This window comes from Amycolatopsis antarctica (assembly GCF_002262875.1).
Lineage (GTDB): Bacteria > Actinomycetota > Actinomycetes > Mycobacteriales > Pseudonocardiaceae > Amycolatopsis > Amycolatopsis antarctica.
Genome location: NZ_NKYE01000009.1, coordinates 222,522 through 248,423 on the forward strand (window position 1 = coordinate 222,522; position 25,902 = coordinate 248,423).

The 25,902-nt window shown below is 71.5% G+C and carries 27 protein-coding genes; 15 read left to right on the forward strand and 12 right to left on the reverse strand.

Features of this window, described 5'->3' with window-relative positions:
* The first annotated feature begins 125 nt into the window (after positions 1-125).
* The 4 genes from CFN78_RS16840 to CFN78_RS16855 all read left to right on the forward strand — a co-directional run bounded on the left by CFN78_RS16840 (position 126) and on the right by CFN78_RS16855 (position 4,544).
* Positions 126-740, forward strand: a complete 615-nt coding sequence (locus CFN78_RS16840; protein WP_094863762.1) for a hypothetical protein — start codon at positions 126-128, stop codon at positions 738-740.
* A 108-nt stretch (positions 741-848) separates the two neighbouring features.
* The gene (locus tag CFN78_RS16845; protein ID WP_094863807.1) at positions 849-2,447 is read left to right on the forward strand and encodes a sugar ABC transporter ATP-binding protein; all 1,599 of its coding nucleotides are present in this window, start codon (positions 849-851) and stop codon (positions 2,445-2,447) included.
* On the forward strand, positions 2,440-3,498 hold the full coding sequence (locus tag CFN78_RS16850) for an ABC transporter permease (RefSeq protein ID WP_420807892.1): 1,059 nt from the start codon (positions 2,440-2,442) through the stop codon (positions 3,496-3,498). Before CFN78_RS16845 ends, CFN78_RS16850 begins: the two co-directional genes overlap by 8 nt.
* Positions 3,499-3,515: 17 nt before the next feature.
* Positions 3,516-4,544 carry a substrate-binding domain-containing protein gene (locus tag CFN78_RS16855; protein ID WP_420807893.1) on the forward strand — a complete coding sequence of 343 codons (1,029 nt, stop codon included), beginning with the start codon at positions 3,516-3,518 and terminating at the stop codon, positions 4,542-4,544.
* Between the two features lie 48 nt (positions 4,545-4,592).
* Here CFN78_RS16855 and CFN78_RS16860 read toward each other — a convergent pair whose 3' ends face one another.
* The gene (locus CFN78_RS16860) at positions 4,593-5,591 is read right to left on the reverse strand and encodes a LacI family DNA-binding transcriptional regulator (protein ID WP_094863764.1); all 999 of its coding nucleotides are present in this window, start codon (positions 5,589-5,591) and stop codon (positions 4,593-4,595) included.
* A 220-nt stretch (positions 5,592-5,811) separates the two neighbouring features.
* Here CFN78_RS16860 and CFN78_RS16865 point away from each other — a divergent pair, with 220 nt between their 5' ends.
* The 3 genes from CFN78_RS16865 to CFN78_RS16875 all read left to right on the forward strand — a co-directional run bounded on the left by CFN78_RS16865 (position 5,812) and on the right by CFN78_RS16875 (position 9,462).
* Positions 5,812-7,227, forward strand: coding sequence for an L-fucose/L-arabinose isomerase family protein (locus CFN78_RS16865; protein WP_094863765.1), 1,416 nt, complete (start codon positions 5,812-5,814; stop codon positions 7,225-7,227).
* On the forward strand, positions 7,220-8,722 hold the full coding sequence (locus tag CFN78_RS16870; RefSeq protein ID WP_094863766.1) for an FGGY-family carbohydrate kinase: 1,503 nt from the start codon (positions 7,220-7,222) through the stop codon (positions 8,720-8,722). Before CFN78_RS16865 ends, CFN78_RS16870 begins: the two co-directional genes overlap by 8 nt.
* A gap of 104 nt (positions 8,723-8,826) precedes the next feature.
* Complete coding sequence (locus CFN78_RS16875) at positions 8,827-9,462, forward strand: class I SAM-dependent DNA methyltransferase (RefSeq protein WP_094863767.1); 636 nt, start codon at positions 8,827-8,829, stop codon at positions 9,460-9,462.
* Between the two features lies 1 nt (position 9,463).
* On the opposite strand, the gene CFN78_RS16880 is transcribed toward CFN78_RS16875, so the two are convergent.
* Positions 9,464-10,384 carry a hypothetical protein gene (locus CFN78_RS16880; protein ID WP_094863768.1) on the reverse strand — a complete coding sequence of 307 codons (921 nt, stop codon included), beginning with the start codon at positions 10,382-10,384 and terminating at the stop codon, positions 9,464-9,466.
* Between the two features lie 48 nt (positions 10,385-10,432).
* Entirely contained in the window at positions 10,433-11,125 is a 693-nt protein-coding gene (locus tag CFN78_RS16885) for a helix-turn-helix domain-containing protein (RefSeq protein ID WP_240519501.1), read from the reverse strand.
* Positions 11,126-11,208: 83 nt separating this feature from the next.
* On the opposite strand from CFN78_RS16885, the gene CFN78_RS16890 reads away from it, so the two are divergent.
* From CFN78_RS16890 to CFN78_RS16900, 3 genes are all read left to right on the forward strand, one after another.
* Positions 11,209-12,177, forward strand: coding sequence for a helix-turn-helix transcriptional regulator (locus CFN78_RS16890; protein ID WP_165777586.1), 969 nt, complete (start codon positions 11,209-11,211; stop codon positions 12,175-12,177).
* A 164-nt stretch (positions 12,178-12,341) separates the two neighbouring features.
* Positions 12,342-13,352: a threonine ammonia-lyase gene (locus tag CFN78_RS16895; RefSeq protein ID WP_338065535.1), complete on the forward strand. Its 1,011-nt coding sequence runs from the start codon at positions 12,342-12,344 to the stop codon at positions 13,350-13,352.
* A gap of 43 nt (positions 13,353-13,395) precedes the next feature.
* Entirely contained in the window at positions 13,396-14,859 is a 1,464-nt protein-coding gene (locus CFN78_RS16900; protein WP_094863770.1) for an SDR family oxidoreductase, read from the forward strand.
* 213 nt (positions 14,860-15,072) lie between these two features.
* Here the strand turns inward: CFN78_RS16900 and CFN78_RS30105 are convergent, their stop codons facing one another.
* From CFN78_RS30105 to CFN78_RS16910, 3 genes are all read right to left on the reverse strand, one after another.
* Entirely contained in the window at positions 15,073-15,195 is a 123-nt protein-coding gene (locus CFN78_RS30105; protein ID WP_276307336.1) for a hypothetical protein, read from the reverse strand.
* A 63-nt stretch (positions 15,196-15,258) separates the two neighbouring features.
* Complete coding sequence (locus tag CFN78_RS16905; RefSeq protein WP_094863771.1) at positions 15,259-16,209, reverse strand: NAD-dependent epimerase/dehydratase family protein; 951 nt, start codon at positions 16,207-16,209, stop codon at positions 15,259-15,261.
* Positions 16,210-16,422: 213 nt separating this feature from the next.
* Positions 16,423-16,908, reverse strand: a complete 486-nt coding sequence (locus CFN78_RS16910; RefSeq protein WP_133116372.1) for a hypothetical protein — start codon at positions 16,906-16,908, stop codon at positions 16,423-16,425.
* A gap of 481 nt (positions 16,909-17,389) precedes the next feature.
* Here CFN78_RS16910 and CFN78_RS16915 point away from each other — a divergent pair, with 481 nt between their 5' ends.
* Positions 17,390-18,199 (forward strand): endonuclease I family protein, encoded by an 810-nt coding sequence (locus CFN78_RS16915; RefSeq protein WP_094863811.1) that lies wholly within the window; start codon positions 17,390-17,392, stop codon positions 18,197-18,199.
* A 95-nt stretch (positions 18,200-18,294) separates the two neighbouring features.
* Here CFN78_RS16915 and CFN78_RS16920 read toward each other — a convergent pair whose 3' ends face one another.
* Positions 18,295-19,500, reverse strand: coding sequence for a cysteine desulfurase-like protein (locus tag CFN78_RS16920; protein WP_094863773.1), 1,206 nt, complete (start codon positions 19,498-19,500; stop codon positions 18,295-18,297).
* Positions 19,501-19,710: 210 nt separating this feature from the next.
* On the opposite strand from CFN78_RS16920, the gene CFN78_RS16925 reads away from it, so the two are divergent.
* The gene (locus CFN78_RS16925; RefSeq protein WP_205660538.1) at positions 19,711-20,340 is read left to right on the forward strand and encodes a LuxR C-terminal-related transcriptional regulator; all 630 of its coding nucleotides are present in this window, start codon (positions 19,711-19,713) and stop codon (positions 20,338-20,340) included.
* Between the two features lie 81 nt (positions 20,341-20,421).
* Here CFN78_RS16925 and CFN78_RS29185 read toward each other — a convergent pair whose 3' ends face one another.
* Together CFN78_RS29185 and rnhA are read right to left on the reverse strand one after the other, a co-directional pair.
* A complete protein-coding gene (locus CFN78_RS29185; protein ID WP_165777587.1) occupies positions 20,422-20,994 on the reverse strand; it encodes a hypothetical protein in 573 nt (190 codons plus the stop codon).
* Positions 20,995-21,262: 268 nt separating this feature from the next.
* Positions 21,263-21,733, reverse strand: a complete 471-nt coding sequence (gene rnhA / locus CFN78_RS16940) for a ribonuclease HI (protein ID WP_165777588.1) — start codon at positions 21,731-21,733, stop codon at positions 21,263-21,265.
* A gap of 114 nt (positions 21,734-21,847) precedes the next feature.
* Between rnhA and ligD the strand changes: the two genes are divergently transcribed.
* Entirely contained in the window at positions 21,848-22,795 is a 948-nt protein-coding gene (ligD, locus tag CFN78_RS16945; RefSeq protein ID WP_094863775.1) for a non-homologous end-joining DNA ligase, read from the forward strand.
* A gap of 23 nt (positions 22,796-22,818) precedes the next feature.
* Here the strand turns inward: ligD and CFN78_RS16950 are convergent, their stop codons facing one another.
* From CFN78_RS16950 to CFN78_RS16960, 3 genes are read right to left on the reverse strand one after another with little or no spacing between them, the layout of a single operon-like run.
* Positions 22,819-23,325 carry a YbaB/EbfC family nucleoid-associated protein gene (locus tag CFN78_RS16950; RefSeq protein WP_094863776.1) on the reverse strand — a complete coding sequence of 169 codons (507 nt, stop codon included), beginning with the start codon at positions 23,323-23,325 and terminating at the stop codon, positions 22,819-22,821.
* Between the two features lie 35 nt (positions 23,326-23,360).
* Positions 23,361-24,374: a hypothetical protein gene (locus CFN78_RS16955; protein WP_094863777.1), complete on the reverse strand. Its 1,014-nt coding sequence runs from the start codon at positions 24,372-24,374 to the stop codon at positions 23,361-23,363.
* On the reverse strand, positions 24,371-24,700 hold the full coding sequence (locus CFN78_RS16960; RefSeq protein WP_094863778.1) for a hypothetical protein: 330 nt from the start codon (positions 24,698-24,700) through the stop codon (positions 24,371-24,373). The genes CFN78_RS16955 and CFN78_RS16960 overlap by 4 nt, the downstream gene beginning before the upstream one ends.
* Before the next feature lie 568 nt (positions 24,701-25,268).
* Here CFN78_RS16960 and CFN78_RS16965 point away from each other — a divergent pair.
* The gene (locus CFN78_RS16965; RefSeq protein WP_240519506.1) at positions 25,269-25,646 is read left to right on the forward strand and encodes a maleylpyruvate isomerase family mycothiol-dependent enzyme; all 378 of its coding nucleotides are present in this window, start codon (positions 25,269-25,271) and stop codon (positions 25,644-25,646) included.
* 91 nt (positions 25,647-25,737) lie between these two features.
* On the forward strand, positions 25,738-25,896 hold the full coding sequence (locus tag CFN78_RS16970; RefSeq protein ID WP_240519502.1) for a PIN domain-containing protein: 159 nt from the start codon (positions 25,738-25,740) through the stop codon (positions 25,894-25,896).
* Positions 25,897-25,902 lie beyond the last annotated feature (6 nt).

A 25,902-nucleotide genomic window follows, 5' to 3' on the forward strand; every position in this document is an offset into this window, starting at 1 on the left:
ACCAAAGATCGACACGCAACGCACACGATCAAACACATGGTGTGCATACAGCCGCCAGTCTCCCCAGTGCGCGCTACCTTGTCCAGACCCCGGACGGTGGCTGTCGGGCGCCAGGGGAGGCGGTTGTGCTCATCGCCCGCGCGACACTCGACAGGATCGCCGATGACACGGTCACGCTCGCGTTCCGGCGCTGGAAGCGATGTGCGGTCCGGTCCGGCGGGACCGTGCGCACCGCCGTGGGCGTGCTCCGGCTCGGCGCCGTCGAGTCCGTCGAACCCGCCCGGATCACCGAGGCCGAGGCGATCGCGGCCGGGTACGCCGACGCGACCGCACTGCGTACCGAACTGGCCCGGCGAGAGGGCGGGACGTACCGGATCGAGCTCGGACTCGACGGTCCCGATCCCCGGATCGCGCTTCGCGCGCGTCCGGCCAGGGGAACCGAACTGGGTGAGCTGACGGCGGCGCTCGCACGGCTGGACAGGGCGAGCCGGAGCGGTGCGTGGACCTCGAGGACGCTGCGGGCGATCAGGGACCGGCCCGGAGTGCGGGCCGGGGAGCTGGCGGCGACCGAGCACCGGCCGCTGCCCGCGTTCAAGGCCGGCGTCCGCAAGCTCAAGGACCTGGGGCTCACGGAAAGCCTGGAAGTCGGCTACCGCTTGTCGCCCCGCGGCACCGCTTTCCTGCGCTCGCGTGCCGGATCGCCGGTGCCGGGTGGAAGCCCCCAGCCGGGTGACGCTTGACACGCTCCGGCGGCGGGCTCTAACTTCGCCGGGTAATCGATTTCTCGTGCGCGCGCGCTGGGGCGCCCTCGCGCACCCGGCCCTGACGGCTGCCGATGAGGTGTGGAGATGGACGACGAGGTCGCTCCGCTGGTCGAGATGATCGGCGTCAGCAAGTCCTACGGTGGCGCGCGCGCTGTGGCCGAGGTCGACTTTGCCGTACGTCCGGGTGAGGTGCACGCCCTGCTCGGCGAGAACGGTGCGGGCAAGTCGACGCTGATGAAGATCCTCTCCGGGGAGGTCGCGGGCGACGCGGGCGAGATCCTGCTCGCCGGGGCGCCCGTCCGTTTCGCCGGCCCGGCCGAGGCGCAGCGCGCCGGGATCGCGATGATCCACCAGGAACTCGACCTGGTGCCCGCGCTGTCGGTGGCGGAGAACATCTTTCTCGGCCGCGAGCCGCGGACCCGGGTCGGCACCGTGGACCGCCGCGGAATGCGCTCGCGTACCCGGGATCTGCTGAGCCGGGCCGGGGTAGACCTCGACGCCGGGCGTCCGGTGGAGCAGCTCCGCACCGGCGAGCAGCAACTGGTCACCATCGCCAAGGCGCTCTCGCTCGACGCGAAGGTGCTCATCATGGACGAGCCGACCTCGGCCCTGTCCTCGCACGAGGTGGAGCGGCTCTTCGCCGTCATCGCCGAACTGCGCCGCTCCGGTGCCGGGATCGTCTACATCTCCCACCGGATGGAGGAGATCGGCCGCGTCGCCGACCGCGCGACAGTTTTGCGCAACGGCTCCGTCGTCGCCGAGTTCGATGCCCGGCGGATGACGGCGGCGCAGGCCTCCGAGGCGATGGTCGGCAGGCCGGTGCACATGATGTTCCACGCCGAGTCGGGGGTCGCGGACGGCGACGGCGAGACGGACGAACTGCTGCGCGTGGAGAACCTGGCGATCCGGCGGAAACGGCCACGGCCGGGCCGCCGCGACCCGGCCGGGATCAGCCTGAGTGTCGGCCGCGGCGAGATCGTCGGGCTCACCGGGCTGCTCGGTGCCGGCCGTACCGAACTGCTCGAAACCCTGTACGGCGTCGGCTCGCCCGGTGCCTGGGAGGGCCGGGTCCTGTTGCACGGCAAGCAGATCCGGCCGCGCGGCCCGCGTGACGCACTGCGCCGGGGCATCGCCTTCGTGCCCGAGGACCGGCGAGTCGCCGGACTGTCGCTGGAACACTCGGTGCTGGCCAACACCGTGCTGTCCATTGTGGACAGGATCGCCACGCTGGGCGCCGTTCCGCGTTCGAAGGAGCGCTCCGCCGCCACCGGCACCGCGGAGCGCCTCGGGGTGAAGCTCGCCTCGATCACCAGCCCGGTCGGTTCACTCTCGGGCGGGAACCAGCAGAAGGTGGTGCTCGGCCGCAACCTGCTCACCGAGCCCAGCCTCCTGCTGCTCGACGAACCGACCAGGGGGGTCGACGTCGGGGCTAAGGCGGAGATCTACCGGCTGCTCGGCGAGACGGCGAGGACCGGTGTCGGCGTGCTGCTGGCCTCCTCCGAACTCGCCGAACTGATCGGCGTCTGTGATCGCGTGGTCGTGCTGAGGGGCGGGAGAAGCGTGCGGGAACTGAACACGAGCGAGGTGGGCGAGGCCGACCTGCTCGCCGCCTCGATGGGAGAGGGCGCAGTGATGGACGAACTGGCCGTGCCGGGCAGTGCGGGGGTGAACGAGCATGAGTGAGCGCAACGACATCATGACCGAGCCGGAACAGTCCGAGGTCGGCGTCGCCGACGGCGGGCGTGGCCGGGACGTCATCGCGCAGCTCTTCAAGTTCCAGAGCCTGTTCGGCCTGGTGCTCGTCTTCATCGCCGCGGTGATCATCTCGCCGAGGAAGAACGGCGAGGTGCTCTTCCTCGGCAGCGAGAACCTGTTCAACGTGGTGCGCTCGGTGTCCGAGACGGGCATCCTCGCGGTCGGCATGACGCTGGTGATCCTGATCGGCGGCATCGACCTCTCGGTCGGCTCGGTGCTCGGCCTGGCCAGTGTCGGGGCGTCGGTGCTGCTCGTCGAGGACGGGTTCGGCGTCATCCCGGCAGCGCTGCTGGTGCTCGCGATCGGGCTCGGATTCGGCCTGCTGCAAGGGATCGCCTCGGCGAAGTTCGGTATCCAGGCGTTCATCGTGACGCTGGCGGGAATGCAGATCGCCCGCGGTCTCGCGCGGATCTGGTCCGACGGGCAGGGCGTCTCGATCACCTACGGCGACGCTCCCGGCCAGGCCCCGGTGCTGTTCTCGCTGCTCGGCGAGCGCACCTTCAACGGCCTGGTACCGGTTCCCGCGGTGATCTTCGTGGTGGTTGCGGTGCTGGCCGGGATACTGCTGCGGGTGAGCGCGTTCTCCCGGCACATCTACGCGATCGGCGGCAACGAGAAGGCGGCCCGCCTCTCCGGAGTGCCGGTGGTGCGGGTGAAGGTGCTCGTCTTCGGCATCTGCGGGCTGCTCGCCGCGCTCGCCGGGATCGTGCACGCGGGGCAGCTCAACTTCGGCGGGCCCAACGACGGCTCCATGTACGAGCTGGACGCGATCGCGGCCGTCGTCATCGGTGGTACCAGCCTCACCGGCGGGCGCGGATCGGTCGTCGGCACCGTGGCGGGCGCCCTGCTGGTGGGCGTTCTGCGCAACGTACTGGCGCTCAACGGCGTCGACCCGAACATCCAGTTGCTGATCGTCGGCCTGGTGATCGTCTTCGCGGCCGGCCTGCAACAGCTACGACCGGCATCGGTGAACTCCTGAGGAAAGGAAGTACTGCCATGACAGCTCGGTACCGGAAGCCGGGGATGCGTGCCGCGGCCGCCACCGCCCTCACCGCCTGCGCGGTACTCGCGGTCGCCGGCTGCGGCACGACCAGTGAGAACACCGAGGGGGGACAGGCTCCCGCCCAGCAGAAGGAATGCGGGGGCCCGGACGGCAAGTACACCATCGGCATGAGCCAGGCCAACGTCGCGGAGCCGTACCGGGAACGGATGGACGACGACATCCGCAAGGCGGCCGAGGCGGTCCCGCAGTTCGAGGTGACCTTCGCCGACGCGGCCAAGGACAACTCCAAGCAGGTGCAGGACGTCGAGACGTTCATGACCCAGCAGATCGACCTGCTCGTCATCAGCCCGAACGAGGCCACCCCGCTGACCGCCGTGGTGAAGAAGGCCTACGACGCGGGGATCCCGGTGATCGTGCTGGACCGCAAGGTCGACGGGGACGCCTACACCACCTACATCGGCGCGGACAACGTCGACATCGGCAAGCAGGCGGGCGAGTTCGTCGCCACGAAGCTGCTGCCCAACGGCGGCAACCTGCTGGAGATCCGCGGGCTGGCGGGGTCCACCCCGGCCAAGGAGCGCAGCGACGGTTTCAAGCAGGGCATCGAGGGCAAGAACATCACCGTCGTCGGGTCCGGTGACGGCGACTGGGAGCGGGACAAGGGCCAGCAGCAGGCGGACGCGCTGCTGAAGGCGCACCCGGACGTCAACGTCATCTACTCGCACAACGACCCGATGGGCGAGGCGGCGCAGATCGCCGCGCAGAACGCGGGCAAGCCGGACATGAAGGTGGTCGGGATCGACGGGCTGCCGATTGAGGCCGGTGGCATCAAGGCCGTCGAGGCGGGCAGGCTCGCCGCGACGCTGGTTTACCCGACCGGCGGCAAGGAGGCGATCGACGCCGCGAAGAAGATCCTGGTGGACTGCCAGGGGGACGGCGTGCAGAAGGCGCAGACGCTGCCCACCGAGCTGGTCACCAAGGAGAACGCGGCCGGCGTCTACGCCAAGCTCAACGCGGGCTGACCCGGGAACCGGGCGGCGCGTACCGGCTCCGGCCGCCGCACCGCCCGGTCAGCCGTGCCTGCGCGAGCTGTGCCGGGCGATGAGGCGGGCGCCGAGCGTGGTCGTGGTCGGAACCCGGGAACTGTCGGCGATCCGGGCCAGCAGCAGTTCGGCGGCGACCCGGCCGATCTCGTAGGCCGGTTGCGCGACCACGCTCAGCGGCGGGTCGACCAGCGTCGCCCATGGCACGTCGTCGAAGGCCACGACGCCGACGTCCCGTCCCGGCCGCTGTTCGCGCAGTGAAAGGGCTTCCAGTACGCCGATCGCCTGGGCACTGTTGGCCACCAGCAACGCGTCCGGCGGCTCCGCCGCGTCGAGCAGGTCCAGTGTCGCGTCCCTGGCGCCCGCGGCCCGGTACTCGGCGCGGCGCACCCGGGCGGCACCGTCCGGATGGCCCGCCGCGCGCACCGCGTCCCGGTACCCGGCGAGCCGGTCGTCGGCCGTGCGGATCCCCGCCGGGCCGCTGATGCAGCCCACCCGCCGGTACCCGGCCTCGATGAGATGGGTGGCCGCCTCCTGCGCGGCGAGCCGGGTGTCCACGTTCACCAGGTCACCGGTGGCGCCCGGCAGCGGCCGGTCCACGGCGACCACCGGGGTGCCGCGGCTGTGCAGGACGTCGACGTTGGTCGCACCGCCGGTGGGGGAGAGCACCACGCCCGCGACCCGCTCCTGGACGGCCACATCGACGTAGCGGCGCTCCTTCTCCTCGTTCTCGTCGGAGTTGCAGAGCACGACCGAGTAGCCCGCCGTCTGCGCCACATCCTCGACGCCGCGGGCGATGGCGGTGAAGAAGGGGTTCTCCACGTCCGAGATGATCAGCGCCAGTACCGCGGTCTCCTGGCGGCGCAGGTTCCTGGCCAGGCCGTTGGGGTGGTAGCCGAGCTCGGAGGCCGCGGCGACGACCCGGGCGGCGAGCTCCGGGTCCACTGTGGACTTACCGTTCAGCGCGCGCGAAACGGTCGCCGTGGACACCCCCGCCTTCGCCGCGACATCGCTGATCGTCGCCATGGCTTGCCCTTCCCTCGGCCCCGGTGTCGAAGCTATTGACACTGCACAGGGTGCAGAATAGCTTCTTAAGAAAACGATTACCCGACGAACCCGCGACAGTGTTCCCGCTGCTCGGAGCACCCACCGGCGTCGGCACCCTCGCGCGGTGGCGAGTGAGGCGGCGCCTCGCTGGCCGCGACTGTCGCGCGCGCATATCGGAGTACAGGTTAGAGGAGGAGTCGTGGCCCGGATCGGCGTCGTCAGTATCTCCGACGGACGTGACCATGTGCACGCCAGGAACGCGGAGTTCATACAGTCCAAACAGGACGGTCTGGTGCGCACGCTGACCGCCGCCGGGCACGAGGTGGTGACCGGCGCCGAGCTCGTCGCGACCAACACCCTGGCGAGCTCGGTGACCAGGGAGGTCGCCGCGGCCGGAGTGGACGTGACGATCTTCTACTACGCGGTCTGGAGCTTCCCGCACTTCACCATGCTCGCGGCCGACGCCACGCGCAGTCCGCTGATCCTGGTGGCCAGCACCGATCCCACCGAGCCCGGCCTGGTCGGCATGCTCGCCGCGGGTGGCGCTCTGGACCAGATCGGCCGCACGCACACCCGGCTCTGGGGCGCCCCCGACGACGGCGAACTGGCCGACTCGGTCGGCGTGCACGCCCGCGCCGCGAGTGCCGTCGCCTCGTTGCGCGGTTCCACCTTCGGCCGGTTCGGTGGCCGCCCGATGGGCATGAACACCGCCGTCGCCAACACCGACCAGTGGATGCGGCAGTTCGGTGTGGACGTGGAGGAGATCGACCAGTACGAACTGGTGCTGCGCGCCGAGAAGGCGGATCCCAGCGAGGCACGCAAGGCCCGCGAGTGGATCGAGGCACACGCGGCAGGCGTGCACTACGACGGCAAGAAGCTCACGCCGGAGCTGCTGGAGAAGCAGATCCGCTCCTACATCGCGGTACGCGAGATCATCGGCGAGCGGAAGCTGGACTTCTCCGGGATCAAGGGCCAGCCGGAGCTGACCGAGCATTTCGCCACCATGGACGTCACCGAGGCGTTCCTGAACGACCCGTACGACTGGAACGGGCCGAAGGACGTCCACGTCACCTCCACCGAGGCGGACATGGACGGCGCGCTGACCATGCAGCTCATGCACAAGATCTCCGGCGATCCGGTGTTGTTCGCCGATGTCCGGCACTACCACGCCGACCGTGACATCTGGGACCTGTGCAACTCGGGGCAGCACGCCACCTGGTACGCCGCGCGCAGTGCGGATCCGGCGGAGAACCTGGCCAAGGTGAACTTCTACCCGGAGGTCTTCTTCTTCCCGGCGGGCGGCGCGTCCGTGCAGCACATCGCCGCGCCGGGCGAGATGACGCTGGCACGGCTGACCCGCAACGACGGCAGGTACCGGATGCAGCTCATGCTCGGTGAGTTCGAGAGCTACGACGACGCCACGAACGAGAAACTGGTGCGCCAGTCCACCCCGGAGTGGCCGCACGCCTTCGCCCGCCTCGACGCACCCGGCGAGGTGTTCCTGTCGAAGTTCGGCGCCAACCACATCCACGCCGTTCCCGGCGACCGCCGCTCGGAGATGCGTGCCGTGGCCGCCCAGCTCGGGATCGACCTGGACGAGTGGACCCGTGGCTGAGGCGTCCGGGGAGCTGCTGCTCGGGATCGACATCGGGACGTCCAGCTCCAAAGGCGTACTGGTCGGCCCGGACGGGACCATCAGGGCTCGCGCCGACCGGCCGCACGACACCTCGTATCCGCATCCCGGCTGGGTCGAGCACGACACGGAAACCGTGTGGTGGCAGGACTTCCTGGCACTGAGCAGGGAGCTGACCGCCGCGGCGGACGGCGCGCCGATCGCCGGGCTCGCGGTGAGCGGCATCGGTCCGGTGCTGCTGCCTGCCGACGGCGACGGCAATCCGCTCCGCCCGGCGATCCTGTACGGCGTGGACACCAGGGCCGGCCGCGAGATCGACGAGCTGACCGCCGAACTCGGTGCGGAGCGGATCCTCGAACGCGGTGGCACCCCGCTGTCCTCGCAGGCGGTCGGCCCGAAGTGGCGCTGGCTGGCACGGCACGAGCCGGAGGTGTTCGAGCGCACCGAACTGTTCCTGATGGCCAGCTCGTACCTGGTGCACCGGCTGACCGGTGAGTACGTGCTCGACCACCACTCCGCCAGCCAGTGCGACCCGATGTACGACCTGCGCGCGGCCGACTGGGCGCACGACTGGGCCGAGCGTGTCGCGCCCGGGATCACCCTGCCGAGGCTGGCCTGGCCGAGCGAGGTGGTGGGCACGGTGTCCGCCGCGGCGGCGAAGGAAACCGGGCTGCCACAGGGACTTCCGGTCACCGCGGGCACGGTGGACGCCTGGGCGGAGGCGGCCAGCGTCGGCGTGACCGATCCCGGCGACACGATGGTCATGTACGGCACCACGATGTTCCTCGTGCAGGTGCTGGCCGATCCGGAACCGGGGCCCGGACTGTGGACCACCCGCGGGACACTGCCCGGCACGTACTCACTCGCGGCGGGCATGGCGACCTCGGGGGCGATCACCGACTGGCTGCGGAAGCTGGTCGGCGGCGACTTCGCCGATCTGGTCGCCCGCGCGGCCGAGGTACCCGCGGGCAGCAGGGGACTGCTGATGCTGCCCTACTTCGCGGGGGAGCGGACGCCGTTGTTCGATCCGGACGCGCGCGGGGTGCTGGCCGGCCTGACCACGGCGCACGGTCTCGGCGAGCTGTACCGGGCCTGCCTGGAGGGCATCGCCTACGGGGTGCGGCACAACCTGGAGGCGATGGCCGCGTCCGGCGGGACCGCGCGCAGGCTGGTCGCGGTCGGCGGCGGCACCCAGGGCGGGCTGTGGACGCAGATCGTCAGCGATGTCACCGGGGCCGAACAGCAGGTCCCGAGAGAGACGGTGGGCGCGGCGTTCGGTGACGCACTGCTCGCGGCGATGGCGGTGGGCCTCGAACCGGACCCGGCAGGGTGGAACCCGGTCGCGGGCACGGTCACCCCCGGCGCGGAGGCGACGGCGGTCTACGAGCGGTTCTATCCCCGCTACCGCGAGCTATATCCGTCCACTGTGGACATCGCGCACTTCCTCGCCGCCGAGCAGCACGCCGCCGATTCGTGATCACCGGCGGAGTTCGGCACACTGGCGGCCGGAAGGTCCGGGCGTAGCGCAGGAGAGAGGTCGCCGATGAGCCGTGCAGTTCCCTGCCTTCCGCCGGAGGCGCCATGAGCCGCGAGAACGGTCCGGACAACCCGATCCTGCGCCGGGTGTACGCGCTCGCCGGGGTAGCCGATGCGGAACGCGTCTACGACGAGTGGGCGGGTGACTACGAACGCGACACGGTGGGTGGCATGGGGTACGCGGCACCGGTCGTGGCCGCGGCCAGGCTGGCCGAGTTGGTGCCCGCCGGTTCCTCGGTACTGGACGCCGGCTGCGGCACCGGGTTGGTCGGCTCGGAGCTGGGGCGGCTCGGCTTCGGCACCATCGACGGTCTCGATCTCTCCGTGGAGATGCTGGCGGAGGCGGCGGTGAAGGGTGTCTACCGGTCGCTGCGCAAGGCCGATCTGACCGGCGGGGTACCTGCCGGGCACGGGCCGTACGAGGCGGTGATCTGCGTCGGCACCTTCACCTACGGGCACTTCGGTCCCGCCGTGCTGGACGAGTTGCTGCGGCCGCTGGTGCCCGGCGGGGTGCTGGTGGCGACCGTGCTCGACGACGCCTGGCAGGCGATGGGGTTCGCCGGGCACGTCGACGCGCTGCGTGCCTCCGGTGCCGCGCGCCACGTGGAGGTACGGCACGGCCAGCCGTACCACCGCACCGAAGACCTCACCTGCGCGCTGCTCGTGCTCGAGGCCGCCTGACTCAGCGCCGGGCAGCCGATGCGCGGACGGCCCTGGCCGTCACCACGCCCCGCCATTCCAGCGTCGCCGCCGGTCCCGGCGCGGTCCAGGCGATCGGCCAGCCGCCGTCGTCCTGTTGTGCGGCTGCGAGCACGTCGAGATGCGCCTCGACGGCCCCGGCGGGGAACAGCGCACGCCACCGGTCGTCCGGCAGCGGTGCCAGGTCCACCGGGGTCACCCCGTAGCCCTCGGCCGGGTGGAGGTGGAAGAAGTCCATTCCGGCCAGCCCTTCGGCGATGGTGCGGACGTGCGCGTCGGCCCACTCCCGGTCCGGGGTGTGTTCCAGGTAGCGCAAGGTGTTCGCCAGCGAGTGCCCGTCCAGGGTGCCCTCGCCGACGGCGCGGTCGATCCCGGCTTTGCAGTAGGCGTCCGCGCTGTCCAGCCAGGTCGAGGACGCGCCCAGCAGCCGCAGCCGCGCCACGATGTTCGCCGTGGGGTTGATGCCCGCCGGAAAATCACCGTCGCCCCAGTGGTCCGCGCGTGGTGCCTCGGTGATGGTGTCCAGCACGATCGGCAGCCCGCCGCCGGGCTCGGCGACCGAGTCCAGGAACGGCAGCAGCGCGGTGGCGAACCGCAGGCCGCGTTCGCGTACCCCGGGCTCGCCCCATGCCGCGCGCACCGCCTGCTCGGCGGCTTCCAGTCCGAAGTCCACGGCGAGGGGCTGGCTCGCGGCGGCCCGCACGTCGGGTTCGAGCGCGTGGCCGAGGCCGCCGTCGTCGTTGCGGTAACCGTCGAGCGCGTCGAACACGGCGATCGCGCCGGGGCCGGTGGCAGGCCCTGCCTGCAACGCGGCCAGCCTGCGTTCGAGCAAGCGGGCAGCGGTGCACATGAATTCCCCGGCGAGGAGGAGATCGGGACTGTCCACAGTGGAGTTCGAGGTCATGCCGGTCAGCCTAGGAGATCCCGAGGGCGGACGGCTTGAACGGAACGGTCACCGCCAGCCGAGGAACTCCCGCGGCGTCGCGCCGGTCAGCTCGCGGAAGTCCCGGCTCAGGTGCGCCTGGTCGGCGTACCCGGCACCGTGCGCGAGTTCCGCCAGACCGGATGCCGCCGCCGCGCCGCCGATGGCCCGTTCCAGCCGGGCGATCCGCAGGTACGTCGCCGGGCCGTAGCCGACCGCCACGGTGAAACGGCGCCGTAGCTGGCGTTCGCCCACACCGAGATCACCCGCGTCGAGATCGGCCATCGCCTCGCCCACCCGCGACGCCCCGCCGCGCAGCCTGCCGACGAGCCGGTCCACCGCCGGGTCCGGGCCGGAACGCACGTGCCCGGCCACGATCCCGGCCAGCGCGGACGGATCGGTGAGCAGCCGGTCGGTCGCGGTCCGGCCCGCCCGGCCCCACAGGTCGGTGAGCCGCACCCGCCGGTCGCGCAGTTCGTCGGCCGCGACACCGAGTACGCGCGCAGCGTTGCCGGGACGGAACCGGATGCCATGGATCGGCCGCCCCGGCGCGATCTCGGAACGCCAGGGAGCGGTGTCCGGTCCGGCGACGAACACCCGGCCGTCGCCGACGATCAGATCCAGGCAGCCGTCCGGCACGATCGTGCGGGTGGAGCCGGTGCCGGACCAGAGGCAGCGGACCAGGTCCCGTAGCGCCTCCGGTGGCGGGAGTTCGCGGTACACCCCGTCATGATGCGCTGTCCCGCGACGCCCTGTCATCCGGATCGAGGACGCCAGGTGTCCGCGATGGCTGGCATCCTGGGCCGGTGACCACGAGCATGCCCGCCCGGATGCTGCGCCTGCTCTCGCTGTTGCAGTCGCGGCGAGAGTGGCCGGGCACCGAGCTGGCCGAACGACTCGGTGTCACCGGGCGCACGGTGCGCCGGGACATCGGCAGGCTCCGGGAACTCGGCTACCCGGTCGACGCCACCACCGGTACCGCGGGTGGCTACCGCCTGGCCTCCGGTCGGAACCTGCCGCCGCTGCTGCTCGACGACGACGAGGCGGTCGCCGTGGCCGTCGGGCTGCGCACCGCCGCGGAGGGCAGCGTCAGCGGAATCGAGGAGACCTCGGTCCGGGCGCTGGCCAAACTGGAGCAGGTGCTGCCGGCGCGGCTGCGGGCCCAGGTGGCCGCGGTCGGCGAGGCCACGGTGGCGGTACGACCGCGCCGGGGTCCACTGGTCGATCCGGCCGTGCTCGCCGTGCTCGCCCGGGCCTGCCGCGACCACGAACTGGTCGGCTTCGGTCATCGCGGGCGCGAGGGCGCGGTCACCGAGCGGCGGGTGGAGCCGCACAGCTTGGTCACCCTGCACTCCCGCTGGTACCTGCTCGCGTTCGATCCCGGGCGCGAGGACTGGCGCACGTTCCGGGTGGACCGCCTCGACCGGCCGGCCACCACGCACCGGAGATTCACTCCGCGGGAACTGCCCGGCGGGGACGCGGCGGCCTTCCTCGCCCGCTCGCTGCCCGCGGCGCCCTACCCGCACACCGCGCTGGTCACCCTCGAGGCACCGGCGGAGGAGGTGGCGGCCCGGCTGCACACGCCGGTGCCCGGCCCGCTGGAACCGGCGGACGAACACCGCTGCACGGTGCGGCTGGGAGCCGATTCGCTGGATCTGGTCGCGCAGTCGGTCGGTGTGCTCGCCGCCCTCGGCACCGGGATCACCGTGGAGGCGTCCGAGCGGGTGCGCGAGCGGCTGCGGATCGCGGGCCTGCCGGGCTCCGGGACGGCCTGAGACCGAGCGCGAGCGGCCGCGGTGCCGGTGCGCCGGTGGGCCGCCCCGACGGGGCACGCAAGAATCTTGCGTGCGGAAGGGCGGATTCTCAAACGCGACCACCGGCGGTCGTTCTACGGTCGGTGGGTACCGAAACCGAGTTTTCCGCCCCGAGGAGCGTGCCCGTGCCGGTTCCCGACAGCTCGCCAGACCAGTCCACTGTGGACCCCGCCATCGCCGTCCGTGTGCAGGGGCCAGGGGACGGAACGGACCTCGACCTCGACCGGATCGAGCGGGCGTGCCGGGAGATCGACCCGGTGTTCCGGGACAGCCCGCAGTTCTTCGACGAGAACCTCGGCGCCGAACTCGGGGCACGGGTGCTGGTGAAGGTGGAGACGCTCAATCCGCTGCGCAGCTTCAAGGGCAGGGGCGCGGACTTCCTCGCCCGATCCGCCGGTCCCGGCACCACGCTGGTGTGCGAGTCGACCGGCAACTTCGGCCAGGCCGTCGCCTACACGGCCAGGTCACGGGGCCTCGCCGCCGAGGTGTTCGTCCGGACCGGCCTCAACCCGGTGAAACTGGCGCGGATGCGGACCTTCGGCGCGACCGTCCACGAGATCGACGACGGCCGGGAGGAGGAGCGGGCACGCGAGTTCGCCGGGCTCCGGGAGAACCGCGTCTTCGTCGAGGACGGGCGGGAGACGGCGGTGGCCGAAGGCGCGGGCACGGTGGGCGTCGAACTGCTCACGGCGGGCCCGGTGGACACCGTGGTGGTGCCGGTCGGTGACGGGGCGCTGATCACCGGCATGGCGCGCTGGATCAGGGCACACGCCCCGACGACGCGGATCGTCGGCGTCTGCGCGGAGGGGGCCTCCGCCATGGTGACGAGCCTGCGCGACGGCCGTGCTCGCGCCGTCGAACCCGACACCATCGCCGAGGGCATGGCCATCCGCGTCCCGGTGCCCGCGTCGATGGACCGGATGCGGGTGCTGGTGGACGAGGTCGTCGAGGTGGACGACGCCGCGATGCTCTCCGCGATGCGCACGGCCCTGCGCACCCTCGGCCTCGTGCTCGAACCGGCCGGGGCGGCGGGCCTGGCCGCGATCGCCGTGCACGACCTGCCCGGCGACACCGTCGCGACGGTGCTCACCGGGTCGAACATCCACCCGGACCTGCTGGCCGGTCTCGCCGGCTGACGGCCGATCGGCGGATGGGCCGGAACCGGCGGACAATCGGACGATGCGTTGCCTGGTCACCGGTGCCACCGGCTACATCGGTGGTCGTCTCGTACCCCAGCTTCTCGCCGAGGGGCACGAGGTCCGCTGCCTGGCCCGCGATCCGGCCAAACTGCGCGACGTGCCGTGGGCGAACCACGTCGAGGTCGTCCGGGGCGACGTCCGCGATCCGGAATCCATGGCGGCCGCGACGGCCGGGATCGAGGTCGTCTACTACCTCGTGCACTCGCTGGAGAAGCAGTCCTTCGCCGGACTGGACCGGCAGGCCGCACTGATCACCGCCGAGGCGGCACGGGCCGCGGGCGTGGGCCGGATCGTCTACCTGGGCGGCTTGCGTCCGCGGGACGACGAGCCGCTGTCCGAGCATCTCGCGTCCCGCGCCGAGGTGGGGGAGATCTTCCTGCGCTCCGGGGTGCCGACCGCGGTGCTGCGGGCGGCGGTGATCCTCGGCTCCGGCTCGGCGAGTTTCGAGATGCTGCGGTACCTCACCGAGCGCCTGCCGGTGATGGTGGTGCCGAGGTGGGTGCACAACCGCGTCCAGCCGATCGCCGTACGCGACGTGTTGCGGTATCTGGTCGGGTGCGCCGAGCTGCCGGAGGCGACGAACCGGACCTTCGACATCGGCGGCCCGGACGTGCTGACCTACCTGGACATGATGCGCCGGTACGCCGCGGTCGCCGGGCTGCCGCCGCGCCGGATGCTCCCCGTGCCCGCGCTGACTCCCCGGCTGTCCTCGCACTGGGTCAACATCGTCACGCCGGTGCCGCGCGCCATCGCCGGGCCGCTGATCGATTCGCTGGTGCACGAGGTCGTCTGCGGGGAGAACGACATCGAGAAGTACGTGGCCCCGCCGGAGACGGGCCTGCTCGGCTACGAGACGGCGGTGCGGTACGCCCTGGCCAAGGTGCGCGACGCGCAGGTGGAGACTCGGTGGTCCGGCGCGTCCGTCGCGAATGCCCCGGCCGACCCCCTGCCCAGCGACCCCGCCTGGTCGGGCGGCTCGGTCTACACCGACGACCGGGAGGCTTCCTGCACCGCCGACGTCGAGCTGTTGTGGCGGGTGATCGAGGGCGTCGGCGGCAGCAACGGCTGGTACTCGTTCCCGCTCGCCTGGGCGGTGCGCGGCTGGATGGACCGGCTCGCCGGTGGCGTCGGGCTTCGCCGTGGCCGTCGCGACCAGCAGCGCCTGCAGCTCGGTGAGGCGGTGGACTGGTGGCGGGTCGAGGAACTCGACCGCGGCACGCTGCTCCGGCTGCGGGCGGAGATGAAGGTGCCCGGCGGGGCGTGGCTGGAGATGCGGGCCGAGGCGCGGCCCGGCGGCGGTTCGGTCTACCGCCAGCGTGCGGTGTTCCTGCCGAAGGGACTCACCGGGCACGCGTACTGGTGGTCCGTCGCTCCGTTCCACGGCATCGTGTTCGGCGGCATGGTGCGCAACATCGTGCACTCGGCGGAGCGCGCTGCCGACTGAGAACCACAGCCGTCACCCGATTGGGTCAAGTCGGGCGCTGTCGCGCCATTCGCGGTAACGGGAACCTTGATCGCCGCGAGTTCATGGCGACGCGCTCGCACGCGGCGCTCGCCGTGGGGGCGCATCCATTCCGACGCCGGACCGGCGATCCGGCCCAGCTCCCGTCGGGGGGTGCTGGGCCGAGCCCGTATTCCGCTCCGGCGAGGAGTCCGCTCAGTCCGAGCCGGGCCGTTGCGCCCGGGCGTCCGCGGCTTTCCTGGCCCGGTTGAGCGCTCGGCAGCCGAATCCCGCACCGAGCACGGCGGCGAGGAAGATCGCCAGCCAGAACCATTCCACGGCGCCTCCACCGACATTCGCCCGCCGGCCGCATCGGCACGGCGGCGTCCGCCGCGCCGGGCGTTAGCGTGCCGCGAGCCAGGACCGGTACCACGCGATGGTGGCATCGATCGCGTCCGGAAGGGGAGTCGGGGCGAGCCCGAAGTGCGTCTCGAAGGCCGACGAGTCCATGATCTGACCCTCGGTGTGCTGGTAGAACAACTCGCGGTACGAGTCCATGAACTTCTCGCCGAACGGGCCCCAGGGCAGCGCATCGGGCAGCACCCGCACCTGGAGTGGCTTGCTGATTTGATCGCCGATGATGGCGTGCATCCGGCGGGTGGTGATCGCGGGGGCGGTGGGCAGGTGCCAGACGCGGCCGTCGCCGTCCGGGCGTTCGCCGAGCGTGGCCAGGCCGCGGGCGACGTCGCCGATGAAGGTGTAGCTGTGCGGCAGGTCGATGTCGCCCAGTGCCAGTACGGCATCGCCGGTCAGTGCGCCGGGGAAGGCGGCCGCGCCGAGCGTCGAGTTCAGGACGCCGGGGCCGAAGTAGTCGGCCGCCCGGCCCATCGTGACGCTCACCCGTCCCTCGCGGTGCGCCTCCAGGTAGCGCCGGTCGAGTTCCGCGCGCATCACGCCCTTGGCCGAAGTGGCGTTCCAGGGCGTCTCCTCGGTCATCGGCACCCCGCCGGTCGGACCGTACGGGTACAGCGTGTCGACCAAGACCAGCCGGGCTCCGGCCGCGGCGACCGCGTCGAGGATCGTCTTCTGCAGCACGGGCATCGCCTCCACCTGCAGGTGGTACGCGACGTTCACGCAGTGGTAGACGACGTCGGCGCCGCGTACCGCCCGTGCGGCGGCGGTGGGGTCGCTCAGGTCCGCGGTCACCTTCGTGGCTCCGGGCAGGCCGTCCGAGGCCGGGCCGCGGTCCACCGTCCGGACGCGGTGGCCGCGGGCGAGCAGTTCGGCGGCCAGCGTGGACCCGGCGGGTCCGCTGCCGAGTACGACGTGCAGATCGGGACGGCCGCTGTTCATGGCAACTCCTCGAAATCATCGTTAGGATCGGTAGCTTGCGTTACAAGTTATAACACTAGCTAATAGTCGTCACAATGCTTGTGGGCAAGGGTTATCGACGAGCGGGGTCGGGGGCGCGATGCCGGGGATGGAGTCGCGAGACGGGCGAGGTGTTCGTCGGCCTTGCGCGAGCCGTACGGCCACGCCGGTGCGGGAGGCCGGGGTGCGGGTGATTCAGGAGCGGCGGGGCCGCGAGCCGCTCGGGTCGAGTGCGGCACCGGCGGAGGCGACCCGCCGTTCGATGGCGCGCAGCGTGGAACGGATCTCCGCGATCGCCTCGTCCAGCTCGATATTGGACCGCCGGGCCGCCGAGGCGAGATCCATGCGGTCCCGCATCACGCCGCTGAGCAGTTCCTGCTGGCGCTGGGGAAGCAGCCGCATCTCGTCGAGGGCGATGGCGTTGAGTGCCGCTTCGCGGAAGGCCTCGCGGCGCCTGCGGCCGATCTTGCGTGACATGCCGTCGAGGAGCTGCTCGCGCAGACTCCGGCCGGTCGGGTCGGTGTCGAGCTGATCCCAGTCGAGGCGTCCGAGTATGTGCCGGACGTGCCGGTCCACCTGCGACCTCGATCGCCGCATCGCGTGCACCAGGTTCCAGGCGACCATGAGCATTCGCTCGGCTACCGCGTCCCGCGCGCTGAGTGGACCGTTCTGGACTGTCATGGCGGGATCGACTCTACGACCCCCTCCCTCGCTACGCCGAACGGCCGCCGGTTTCCGCGGCTGGTTCGGCGTATGCGCACGCCCGCGGTACGGCGGCGGGTGACGGTTCGTGTCCGCCGAGCGGGCGCATCGCCTGCCTGTCGGGCCCGCATCCTCGATGGCTCGCCACTCGATCGTGCGGTCGGTGCCGCGACCCGGCCAGTGACTGCGTTCAAGCGCCGGTTCCCGTCCGCCGGGCTACCTGAGCCGCCGCTCGCTTCTGACCAGCGGATCGCGGGCGGAAGGGGGGCTGACGGCGTTCGACCATGCGTTCGTCGTCGGCCATTGTGCGGCTACCGGATTGCTGCAAATGATTCACTCAATGGTGGGGCACCATGTGGCAAGATTCCCTCCGATCGTGAATCAGTCGTGACAGTGCGTTACCTGTAGGGGAGTCCCTGCGGGGACGTGAGCATTCGGGAGAGGACATCGCCCCGTGAAGATCACCCCCAGGACATCGCTGGCCGTGCTGGCCGGCGTCGGAGCGCTGGTAGTCGGCGTGCAGGTCCCCGTCACCGCGTCCGCGGACGTCGCCGCCCCGGCCACCGCCCAGGCACCCCGCGCCGACGACGAGTACTACCAGGACGCGCTCGGCAAGACCGGTCCCGAACTGAAGGCCGCGCTGAACCAGATCATCAGCACCAACGAACAGTTGTCCTACGACGACGTCTGGGAAGCGCTGAAGGTGACCGATGAGGACCCGGCGAACCCGGCCAACGTCATCCTGCTCTACACCGGACGGTCGCAGAGCAAGGACACCAACGGCGGCGACGCGGACCAGTGGAACCGGGAACACACCTGGGCGAAGTCGCACGGCGACTTCGGCACCTCCGTCGGTCCCGGTACCGACGTCCACCACCTGCGCCCCACCGACGTCTCGGTGAACGCCGAGCGGGGCAACAAGGACTTCGACATGGGCGGCACCGAGAGTGGTGAGGCGCCCGGCAACTTCACCGACGACGACTCGTGGGAGCCCCGCGACGAGGTCAAGGGCGATGTCGCGCGGATGATCATGTACATGGCCGTCCGCTACGAGGGCACCGACAGCTATCCGGACCTCGAGCTGAACGACAACGTGGACAACGGTTCGCAGCCCTTCATGGGCCGCCAGTCGGTGATGCTGGAGTGGAACACCCAGGACCCGCCGGACACCTTCGAGCAGAACCGCAACCAGGTCATCTTCGACGAGTTCCAGAAGAACCGGAACCCGTTCATCGACCACCCGGAGTGGGCTGCCGAGATCTGGCAGTAGGCGACCAGGGGCAGCGGCTCGGACGAGACGCGCACACGCGAACGAGGGGGTGGCCGATGCGGCCGCCCCCTCGTTCGCGTCCTGGTGGGGTCCCCTCAGGAACGGAGAAAGCCGGCGAGCCCGTCGAGCAGCCGGTCCACGTCCCCGTCGTCGTTGTACGGAGCCATACCCACCCGCAGTCCGCCCGTGTCGCCGAGGCCAAGCCACCGGGACGCCTCCAGCGCGTAGAACGAACCGGAGGGCGCGTTGACGCCCAGCCCGGCCAGATGACGGGAAGCGTCCGCGGTGTCCCGGCCCTCGACGGTGAGCAGCAGGGTCGGTGTCCGGTGCGCGGCGACCGAGTACGAGCGCACTCCCGTCAACGTCGCCAGCCCCGCTTCGGCTCGGCGGCGCAACGCGTCCTCGTGCGCCTCCAGCGCGGCCATCGACGCCACCAGCCGCGCCCGTCGCCCGGCCGCGTCGCCGGGGTCCAGCGCGGCCAGGAAGTCCACCGCCGCTGTGGTTCCCGCCAGCACCTCGTAGGGCAGGGTGCCGTACTCGAACCGTTCCGGCACCGCGTCCGTGGACGCGAGCAGCTTGTCCGGGCGCAGCGTCTCCAGCAGCTCCGGCCGCGCCACGAGCACCCCGAGATGCGGACCGAGGAACTTGTACGGCGAGCAGGTGAGGAAGTCCGCGCCGAGGGCGGCCATGTCCACGGCCGCGTGCGCGGCGTGATGGACGGCGTCGACGTAGACCAGGGCGCCGTGTTCGTGTGCCAGAGCCGCCAGCCCGGCGATGTGCGGCCGGGTGCCGATCAGGTTCGAGGCCGCGGTGACGGCCACCAGCCGGGTCCGTTCCGAGAGCACCTCGCGCAGGTGGCCCGCCGTCAGCTCGCCGCTTCCGGGATCGAAGTCCGCCCAGCGCACGGTGGCTCCCGCTCGTTCGGCGGCCTGCACCCATGGCCGGACGTTGGAATCGTGGTCGAGGCGGGTGACCACCACCTCGTCGCCGGGCGACCAGGTCGCGGACAGGGTCCTGGCGAAGTCGTAGGCGAGCTGCGTCGCGCTGCGGCCGAGGACGACGCCGCCCGGATCGGCGCCGAGCAGGTCGGCCAGCGCGGCCCGGGCACCGGTCACGATGTCGTCCGCGGCCCGCTCGGCGGGAGTGCCGCGGCCCCGGTTCGACAACGGGGCCGTCATGGCTCCGGCCACCGCCTCCGCCACCGGCGAGGGGGTCTGCGTGCCGCCCGGCCCGTCGAAGAAGGCGACGCCGGAGGCCAGGGCGGGGAACTGGGCGCGTACGGCGGCGATGTCGTAGGTCACGGGCCACTCCAGGGCGGTCGGCGGTGGCGGCCGGGAACGGCCGACCCGGCGAACCTACCGAGGGTGCGCGAGGTTCGCGATCATCCGCGGCATGCGCCCCGACGTGGTGTTGCATCGGGATTCGAACGATCTTTGACGGTCCCGGGTGACACTCGCCCTCTGGGGGGTGATCATCGGGAAGCGGACGGGGACGAGGGGGTGGAATCGAGGGTGTCCTGGCGAGGGGTCAGCGTGGTGATCGTCGACGGTCATCCGGCCGTCCGGGCGGGCGTGCGGCAGTGGCTGCGCTCGGCGCGCCCGTCGATCGAGGTCCTCGCCTCCGGGGGCGAGGCCGGAACGGCCTGGTCCGCGCCCGGCCGGGACGCCGATGTGGTGGTGCTCGGCGCGGACCACGGCGACGTCGCCTCGCTCCCGGCCGCACTGCGCAGGCTCGCCGACGCCGGACGTCGCGTCGTCGTCTACTCGGCACTGGACGACGCCCGGCAGGCGGCACGCTCGGTCGAACTGGGAGCGTTGTGCCACCTGGGAAAGGTGGACGGCGAGGAGCGACTGGTGGCGGCCGTCCGCGCGGCGAGCACCGGTCGGGCCTACCGCGGTTCCGCCGTCCCGGACGGACGGCCGGCCCTGTCCGAGCGGGAGTCCGAGGTGCTGGTGGAGTGGTTCCGCTCCGAGTCCAAGGAGCTCGTCGCCTGCAGGCTCGGCATCTCCCCGAGCACGGTGAACTCCTATCTCGAACGGGCGCGCGTCAAGTACGCCCGCGACGGCCGGGAGGCCGCCACCAAGTCCGCTCTGCTCGCGCGCGCCATTCAGGACGGCCTGGTCGGTCTCGACGAACTGTGACCCTGCGCCACCGGCCGGCGAACCGCCCGGGCGGGGCGCATTCCGTGTCGCCACGGACTCGCGCCCCGCCGCGATGCGGTGTCAGGAGCAGGCGGCGATGACGCCCGGAATGCCGGTCAGTGCCACCAGCAGGTTCGCGGCCTCCTCGCTCGCCTCACCGGGGATCGTTCCGGACTTGATGAAGCGGTACACGATGTCGGCGAACTTCCTGATACCGCCGAACTCCTTGACGATCCGCCACGCCTTGCCGACCGGGATGGTCGTCTCGGCGATGAAGGTGGTGATGCCGGTGGCGCACCGCGCCGGATCGAACCGGGGGCTCACCTCACCGGAGACGCCTACCGGCGCGTTGAGCGCCGCGGTGATCGTCCGCTGCACCTCGGGGTCGTTGAGCGGCCGGGAATGCAGGTGGCCCGGCAGCGACTCGATCGCCGCGGCGAACCGTTCGAACATCTGCTGGCCACCCGGTATCTCGGACGCGGACTGCGCGGGGGCGGCGGGCGCGGCCGGGGCGGCGAAGGCCGCGGCGGACCCGGCGGCCATGCCGGTGAACATCGTCCCGGCCAGGGCGGCGGCGACACCGGCCCGCGCGAGCCTGCGCTTCCGGGCCGGGGCGGCGGTCTCGGTCTCGGTGCCGATATCCGTGGCGTTCATGGCGTCTCCTTCGTCGGAATCCGGATCCGGCCGTTCCCGGCACACGTTCCGCCGTGGCGGATCCGGATGGTGAATTCGGTGACGTATCGGAAACTAACGCACAGTGAATGGTGCCGCTGCCGGTCCAACGACCCGCAAAAGCCGTCAATCAGGGAAATCATTCTCACGAATCACCGGATCGATTCGCAATTTCATCGGAGTTTCATCGCCAGTGGTATCGCCGTTCCATTCGACGGCGATTCGCGCACGGATTTCCGGTACCTGTCCCTCAGCCGCGCGAGGGCTGCCCGTCGACCGCCTCGCGCATACCGCGCACCGCCAGCCGGTCGGCGCGCTCGTTCTCCGGATGCCCGGCGTGGCCCTTGACCCAGTGCCACTCGATCCGGTGCGGGGTGCACGCCGCGTCCAGTCGCTGCCACAGATCGGCGTTCTTCACCGGTTCCCTGCTCTGCGTACGCCAGCCGTTTCCCTTCCACCGCGGCATCCACTGCGTGATGCCGTTTCGCACATAGGTGCTGTCGGTGTGGATGTGCACGATCGACGGACGGGTCAGCCCCTCCAGCGCCTGGATCGGAGCGGTCAGTTCCATCCGGTTGTTCGTTGTGGTGCCCGCGTCACCACCGCACAGTTCCTTTTCGTGCCGCCCGTACCGCAGCACCGCGCCCCACCCGCCGGGCCCTGGATTGCCACTGCACGCCCCGTCGGTGTAGATCTCCACGATCCGTTCGCTCTCCGCCACCCGCGCAACATAGCGCCGGGCGGTGTACACGTCCGGACCGCCCGGGACCGCGCCGGTGGCCCTCCGCGCACGACCGCGGTTGACCGTCGCCACCCGGGTGGGCAGGGTGGGCCGATGAGCGCTGGTGAGGAACGGCACGGGGTGGCACTGACCAACCTCGACCAGCCGTTGTTCGACGGTGCGGACGCGAGCAAGCGCGACCTGGTGGACTACCTCGACGCGATGGCCGACCGCATCCTGCCGGATCTGCGGGACCGCCCGCTGTCGGTGCTGCGGGTCCGCCCCGGCCAGGAACCCTTCATGCAGAAGAACGTCCCGAAATACACCCCGGACTGGGTACGCACGATGCGGGTCTGGGCAGAGTCCTCGCGGCGGGAGGTCTCCTACGCGTTGTGCGACGACCGGCGGACCTTGCTGTGGTTCGCCAACCAGCGCGCCGTCGAGTACCACCCCGCGCTGGTGCCCGCCGCGGACGCGCACCGGCCGACCCGGCTGGTGCTGGACCTCGACCCGCCGGAGGGGGAGCCTTTCGCGTTGGTCGTGCGCGCCGCCCATCTGGTTCGCCGCGCGCTGGCCGACGACGGGCTGACCGGCGCGGTGAAGACCAGCGGGGCCAAGGGCGTGCACGTGTTCGTGCCGATCGAGGCCGCGCCGGTCGAGGACGTCGCCGCCGCCACCCGGGCACTGGCGGCCAGGGCGGAGCGGATCGATCCCGCGCTGGCGACCACGGCGTTCATCAGGGAGGACCGGGCGGGCAAGGTGTTCCTTGACTCGACCCGCGCGGGCGGCGCGACGGTCGTCGCCGCGTACAGCCCGCGCATCCGTCCGGGAGTGCCGGTCTCCTTCCCGCTGGGCTGGGAGGACCTCGACAACGTCACCCCGGCCGATTTCACCCTGCGGACCGCTCCGGGACTGCTCGGTGACGGTGACCCATGGGCGGCGCGGCTGCCCGGACCGCAGGCGCTGCCCGCCGATCTCGTCGAGGAGGGGCACACGATCCCGATAGCCAGGGTGCAGGCGATGCACGAGGGCAAGCGCCGCGCGCGGGCCCGTCGCACCTGAGGTTCGCGATCGGCTCGGGACGGCTACCCGCGCCGGTCCCGCAGGGGGTTGCGGACCAGCCAGCTCTCCGGTGGCCCCTCCGGATCGGCGCCCGGTTCGCGGGTCGCCGTCCCTTCCGGTTCCGGGCCGGGCGTGGCGTTCGCGCGGGGTGCGCGCCGGACGCTGACCTGTTCGATCGGCGGGGGAGGCAGCAGTGAGGACGGCAGCTCGCCGATGACGTTCTCGTTCAGCAGCGAGACGTACACCTCGCGCACCTGGGTCCGCGCGTCCGCGGCGGCGTTGCGGATCACCGCCGTGATCGCACGGGCGAGGTCGTCCCGGGCGGACCCGCGCATCTCGGGTGCCAGTTCGAGGCGCAGCAGCATCCCGGCGTGATCGACCGTGGCCCGTACCCCGCCGTCCTGACTCGCCGCCGTCCCGCGGACCGCGGCCACGGCCTCGCGCGCCCAGTCCCGCGCCTGGCGGCGGCGGGCCGAGTCGGTGCGCAGTTCGGCGGTGCGCGCCCGGAGACGTTCCGCGCTCTCAGCCATGGCCGAGTCCCGGCTCCGGACCCGCCCGCCCGCCGTCAGCCACGGTGACTGTCATCGACCTCCCCGCCGCGCTCCGCGGGCCGGTCCTGGCCGGGGTCAGGGTCGTTGCGCTCGCCGGGTACGTCCGGGCGTTGCCGGTCCGGTTCCCGCACGAGGTCCCGCCCGCTCACCCGGTCGGAGACCTCGGCGGGCTGCCCCTCGCGGTGGAAGTCGTCCGGATCGAAGGCCTCGTCGGTGACCAGGTCCGGGCGAGAGGGCCGGAGTTCGCGCAGCCCTTCGCCGGAGATCCCCGCCGCCACCGCCTGGAAGGCCGAGGTGACCTTGGCCATCTCCATGGTCGCCGTCTCCAGTATCGCCCGGCCCTCCCACGGCATGAGTGCGATGATCTTGCACTTGGAGCCGCCGCCGACCATGTACGTGCTCATACCGGTCGCGCCGCCCTGCAACGCGTTCCCGACGGACAGGACCGTCGTGGCCACGGCGGCGCTCGCTCCCGCCGTCGCCGCCGCCGTGCCCACCGAGATGGCCGCGGAGACCAGGGTCATGGTGATCTTCTGCTCGGTCTCCTGGGCCTGTTCGACACCGTCCTGCGTCCTGCTGACGAACTCGAGCACGTCATCACGGAACCGGGTGATCACCTCGCGGTAGGCCTTGAGCGCGTACTCGGCACCACGGAGCCGGTCCCAGCAGTTCGCCAGCGCGAGCTGCATCCCGTTCCCACCGGACATGTGCGAACGGAAGTTCGCCGCGGAATCGCCCTGCCAGTTCTCCAGGTACAGGTCCATCTCCGCGAGGATGCTCTCGCACAGATCCGGGTTGATCGCGCTCGCGGCGGAACCGAGGGCGGTCGCCTGGTCGTGCGCGCCGGCGAGCGCCTCCTCGACGTCGGCGAAGCGGGCGAGATCGTCGAACATCTCCCGGACGTCGTCCTTCGCGTAGGGGTAGTTCGCCTGGTCCTCCACATGGTCCGGGATGTACCAGTCCCGTCCCTCGTCGAACTTCTCGACGAAGTAGTCCGCGAAGGCGCTCATGTCCTCGGCCCAGCTCACGACGGCGCTCCCGCCGCCCGCCGCAGGCCGCTCGCGGCGGCCTCGTCGGCGGCGACGTACCGGTCGGCGATCTCGACGAGGGCGCGGCGGGCGAGCGTGAGGTTCTCGGCGTTGTCCTCGAGGACCCGCAGCAACAGGTCACGCGCGCTCGTCCACTCCGCCGCGGGCCCGTCGACCGCGCCACTGCCGTCGAAGGTGTTGTCGTCGTCGCTCAGGGTCGAGGCGAGTTCGCTCCTGCTCAGGTCGACCGCGGCGATGAGGTCCGCCATCTCGGACCGCGCCATCTTCTTCAGGCCTTCAGGTTCGGCGTAGAAGCCGTCACCCATCGTTCCCCCCGGGTTCGCGGTTCGGCGGCGTCCCGTCGGTGGACGCCCCGGCCAGTTCACCGGCAGCCGGGGGCAGACGCCAGCGTCCAAGGGCGCATCCCGTGGCGACGAAAGTGAGGTGTCGCCCCGAACGCGCCACACCGTTCGTCGCTGCCCGGCCGTCGGTCGCGGATACGCGGAAACCTCGGCCGCGCCGTGAGGCGGATATGTCCGCGGTGAGCGAAGCTGCGTACCGCTCACCGACGAACACCTCGGCCGCTTGTTCGACCTGGCTGACGAGGATCACGCACAGTTCGCCAGGACGCGCCCCGAGTGGGGCGCCCGCCGGATCGCTGTCACGCCCCGCCCGAGGTGCGGCGCCACACCATCTCGGGCGGCGATTCCTGCTCGACGGTCCCGAGTGGACCGCGGTCGAGGCGGAGCATCGGCACTGCGAGCGCCTGGCCGATGGCCACCCGGCGCGTGACACCCTCGGCCAGGGTGGGGAGCGGGCCGGGTTTCTGGCCGCCTGTGCCGATCTGATCGACCGTTCGCCGGCCGGGAGGATGGCATGAGCGGACCGGGTTCGATGCGACTGGCCCGCGAGGAGCGGGCAGATCTGGCCGAGGTGCTGTCCCAACTCACCGAGCAGCAGTGGAACGCGCCGACGCTGTGCACCCGGTGGCGGGTACGGGACGTCGTCGCGCACATCATCAGCTACGACCATCTCGCCCGCCGAACGCCTTGCCGCGGCTCTGCCCTTCGCCCGCATCGCTCCGCCGATCACAGCGTTCTGTCGGGCCCGGGGACTGCGGCTGGTCGACACCGACATCGACTGGCGCGCCGGACACGGTCCCACCGTGCAGGGTCCGGCAGAGGCCATCCTGATGGCCATCGCCGGACGCGCGGCCGCACTGACCGATCTCGCCGGCACCGGCCTGCCCACACTCATCCACCGCACTCCTGAAGCGACCGACCACTGACGGTGGCTCTGGACATACGTTCGCGCCAACCGGTTGCCGTCCGGCGACGCTGAAGCGGCTGCCAGGTACGGAACGGTGGTCGCACTGGTTCTCGCGGCGAACCGGGATCCGCGGCCCCTGCGCATGGATCTGCTGATCGCCGCGATCGCCTCGTCACGTGGACTGCCGCTCTGCACCCGCAACGAGGGCGACTTCACGGGGCCGGGCGGAACGGTCGAGGTGGTCGCCGTCTGAACGAGC

Bases quoted from the DNA above. Each gene is read 5' to 3' on its own strand.
- CFN78_RS16845 (WP_094863807.1), top strand. From the start codon at position 849: ATGGACGACGAGGTCGCTCCGCTGGTCGAGATGATCGGCGTCAGCAAG.
- CFN78_RS16965 (WP_240519506.1), top strand. From the start codon at position 25,269: ATGCGACTGGCCCGCGAGGAGCGGGCAGATCTGGCCGAGGTGCTGTCC.
- CFN78_RS16880 (WP_094863768.1), bottom strand. From the start codon at position 10,384: ATGACCTCGAACTCCACTGTGGACAGTCCCGATCTCCTCCTCGCCGGG.
- CFN78_RS29185 (WP_165777587.1), bottom strand. From the start codon at position 20,994: ATGAACGCCACGGATATCGGCACCGAGACCGAGACCGCCGCCCCGGCC.
- CFN78_RS16875 (WP_094863767.1), top strand. From the start codon at position 8,827: ATGAGCCGCGAGAACGGTCCGGACAACCCGATCCTGCGCCGGGTGTAC.
- CFN78_RS16960 (WP_094863778.1), bottom strand. From the start codon at position 24,700: ATGGGTGACGGCTTCTACGCCGAACCTGAAGGCCTGAAGAAGATGGCG.
- CFN78_RS16910 (WP_133116372.1), bottom strand. From the start codon at position 16,908: ATGACAGTCCAGAACGGTCCACTCAGCGCGCGGGACGCGGTAGCCGAG.
- CFN78_RS16900 (WP_094863770.1), top strand. From the start codon at position 13,396: ATGCGTTGCCTGGTCACCGGTGCCACCGGCTACATCGGTGGTCGTCTC.
- CFN78_RS16905 (WP_094863771.1), bottom strand. From the start codon at position 16,209: ATGAACAGCGGCCGTCCCGATCTGCACGTCGTACTCGGCAGCGGACCC.
- ligD (WP_094863775.1), top strand. From the start codon at position 21,848: ATGAGCGCTGGTGAGGAACGGCACGGGGTGGCACTGACCAACCTCGAC.
- CFN78_RS16950 (WP_094863776.1), bottom strand. From the start codon at position 23,325: ATGGCTGAGAGCGCGGAACGTCTCCGGGCGCGCACCGCCGAACTGCGC.
- CFN78_RS16850 (WP_420807892.1), top strand. From the start codon at position 2,440: ATGAGTGAGCGCAACGACATCATGACCGAGCCGGAACAGTCCGAGGTC.
- CFN78_RS16855 (WP_420807893.1), top strand. From the start codon at position 3,516: ATGACAGCTCGGTACCGGAAGCCGGGGATGCGTGCCGCGGCCGCCACC.
- CFN78_RS16860 (WP_094863764.1), bottom strand. From the start codon at position 5,591: ATGGCGACGATCAGCGATGTCGCGGCGAAGGCGGGGGTGTCCACGGCG.